Raw genomic sequence first — 2,824 nt, 5'->3', positions numbered from 1 at the left:
GCGGCCGCCGGTCAGTCGGCGTCGTTCATGATCTCTCGCCGCGTCTGCTCCGAGAGCACCGACACAGCCTGGTACGCCGGATGATCGAGCAGCAGCTTCACCACCGTCCCCGGATCCTTCAGCAACTCCCGCCGCCGCTCGTCCACCCGCCACTTCACGAACTGCACCGACGAGATCTTGCCGTCGGCGATCTGCATCCGGTCGAACCGCGCCGGAATCGGCGTCTCCGTGCCGATGACCAGCCAAAGATGGTTCTCGATCCCGACCAGCTTCGTCAGCCACTCCGCGCGCAGCTCCGGCGTCTCGTACTCGAACATCACCGTCGCCGAGAGCTCGCCCGTCGCCGGGACCAGCGGGTTGTAGGCCGCGAGCTCGTCCTGCACGGCGTCCGGCTTCCCGAACCCCTTCTCGGCCCGCAGCATCTCGTGGATCTGGTAGCGCAGCGTCTCGCGGTTCTCGAACTGCGCCGTGCAGTAGTCGCCGAGCGCGGCGCGCCGGCGGTCCTTGAGGACCATGATCCTGCGGCGGATCTCGTCCCGCGCCGCCTCGTACCGCTCGGCGTCGAGGATCTCGTCCCTTTCGATCGGCTTCACTGTTCCGTTCTCCCGGCGGCCCGCGGCCGCGTCACTTGTCCTGCGCCGCGACCGGCGTGGGGAAGCCGTCCGCGCGGTAGGCGCGGTCGAGCACCTCGACCGGATGCAGCGGCCGCACCCCGCGCGCCTGCTCGAACTGCAGCGCGGCGAGCGGGCAGTCGGTCGTCCAGATCTCGGCGCCGGCCTCGTCCATTCCCTCGAACGCCTTGCGGCCGTTCTTCATCGCCAGCGCGAAGTACTCCTTCTTCATCGCCCACGTGCCGTCGTGGCCGCAGCACTCCTGCACCAGCCGCGGCTGCGCGCCGGGGATCCGGCGCATCAGGTCGCGCCCGCGGAAGCCGACCGCCTGCATCCGCAGGTGGCAGGGGGCGTGGTAGGCGATCGGCCCGTTCGGCGTCGAGCGGAAGTCCTCCTTGAACTCCCCCGCCTGCTTGAGGCCGAAGAGGAACTCGGAGATGTCCTTCGTCGCCGCGGCCACGCGGCGCGCCGCCTCGGCCAGCGCCGGATCCGCCGGGTCGTCGAGCAGGCGCGGGTACTCGTCGCGGATCATCAGCGAGCAGGTGGGGTTGATCACCGCGACGGCGAAGCCGCGCTCGACCCACGGCAGGAGCGCGCGGACGTTGCGCTCCGCCTTGCGGCGGGCGAGGCGGACGTCGCCGGCGTCGAGCGCCGGCATGCCGCAGCACTCCAGCTTGGGGCAGGCGACTTGGCAGTCGTTGTGCCGCAGCACGCGCACGGCGGCCTGGCCGAGCGAGGGGCGGTTGTAGTCCACGAAGCAGGTCTCGAACAGCAGCGCCTTGATCCGCCCGTCGGGCGTGACGTCGGCGCCGCCGGTCTCGCGGCGGAACCAGGCGTCGAACGTCTCCGACTCGTAGCGCGGCAGCAGCTTGTCGCGGTGGATGCCGCCGAAGACCTCCATCGCCGCGCGGTTCGGCCGGAACCTGTTGGCCCAGTTGGCGAGCGGCGCCGTGGCGCAGCCGACGCGGCCGAGCAGGTCCGGATTCGCCATCAGCCGGTCGCGCAGCGGGATCCCTTCCGCGCGGCGGCGGACCGCCTTGGCGCGGGTCATCAGCCGCGGGAAGTCGAGCTTGAACTCGTGCCCCTCGGCCTCGGTGTAGGGGCACTGCGTGTAGCAGAGCTTGCACTGGAAGCACTGCTCCACGACGGCCCGCGTCGTGTCGTCGGTCAGCGCGCGGACGCCGCCGCGCTGGTCCACGGCGTCGAAGAGCGTCGTGAACGACAGGCAGGACTTGAAGCAGAGCCGGCAGCCGGCGCAGAGCTCGAAGGCGCGGTCGAGCTCCTTCTGCAGCGCCGCCTTGTCCCAGTACTTCGGCTCGTTCGGGTTGTAGGTCAGGCCGTCGGTCGGCGCGAAGCGGATGTCGTGCAGCTTGCCGTCGTCGCTCATCGCGTGGCTTCTCCGCGGACGGCGGCGCGCCGGGACGGGGCGGGAGCGCCCGGCGCGCCGCGGCCGATCAGAACGTGTCGAGCGCGCGCTGGAACTTCCCGGCGTGCGAACGCTCGGCCTTGGCCAGCGTCTCGAACCAGTCGGCGATCTCGGGGAACCCTTCCTCGCGCGCCGTGCGGGCCATGCCCGGGTACATGTCGGTGTACTCGTGCGTCTCGCCGGCCACGGCCGACTTGAGCATCGCGGCGACGTCGTCGATCGGCAGCGCCGTCGCGGGGTCGCCGACCTTCTTGAGGTAGTCGAGGTGGCCGTGGGCGTGGCCGGTCTCCCCCTCGGCCGTGTCGCGGAAGAGCCCGGCGACCTCCGGGTACCCCTCGATGTCCGCGGCCTTGGCGAAGTAGAGGTAGCGGCGGTTGGCCTGCGACTCGCCGGCGAACGCTTCCTTGAGGTTGGCGTGGGTCTTGGTTCCGTTGAGCTGCGTCATCTCGTGGCTCCTTCTGGCTTTGTCTTCGTTCCGGCGCCGCGGCGGCTCAGCGCGCGGCGCGCCGTTGCATTGCGGCCTCGCGTCCGCTCCGCCGCGCGGCGGCGCGGCAGCGCGGGCAGACGACGTCGTACTCGACGCGGACCTCGGCGACGACGAGGCCGCCGGGGAGCCGCGCGGGGGGGCGCGGGACGGGGCAGGCGTCGCGGTCCACGTCGTAGACCCGGCCGCAGCCGCGGCAGACGGCGTGGTCGTGCGGGCGGGGGACGCCGTCCACGCGCAGCGAGCCCTCCGCGTTGACGCGGCGGCAGAGGCCCGCCGCGAGGAACGCCTCGAGCGTCTTGT

General features: G+C 71.8%; 4 protein-coding genes. All 4 read right to left on the bottom strand.

Annotation, left to right across the window (positions count from 1 at the left end; all coding sequences use genetic code 11):
* Nucleotides 1–11: 11 nt before the first annotated feature.
* Nucleotides 12–593, bottom strand: a complete 582-nt coding sequence (locus LLG88_12515; GenBank protein MCE5247727.1) for a DUF3501 family protein — start codon at nucleotides 591–593, stop codon at nucleotides 12–14.
* Between the two features lie 31 nt (nucleotides 594–624).
* Entirely contained in the window at nucleotides 625–1,998 is a 1,374-nt protein-coding gene (locus LLG88_12510) for a 4Fe-4S dicluster domain-containing protein (GenBank protein MCE5247726.1), read from the bottom strand.
* A 67-nt stretch (nucleotides 1,999–2,065) separates the two neighbouring features.
* Nucleotides 2,066–2,482 (bottom strand): rubrerythrin family protein, encoded by a 417-nt coding sequence (locus tag LLG88_12505; GenBank protein ID MCE5247725.1) that lies wholly within the window; start codon nucleotides 2,480–2,482, stop codon nucleotides 2,066–2,068.
* Nucleotides 2,483–2,528: 46 nt separating this feature from the next.
* Nucleotides 2,529–2,824 (bottom strand): hypothetical protein (locus LLG88_12500; protein ID MCE5247724.1); only part of this gene is annotated, 296 nt, incomplete at its 5' end.

It is taken from the genome of bacterium, assembly GCA_021372775.1.
GTDB lineage: Bacteria > Acidobacteriota > Polarisedimenticolia > J045 > J045 > JAJFTU01.
Note: the sequence above shows the minus strand (reverse complement) of the source record. Positions and strands in the feature narration are given on the sequence as shown.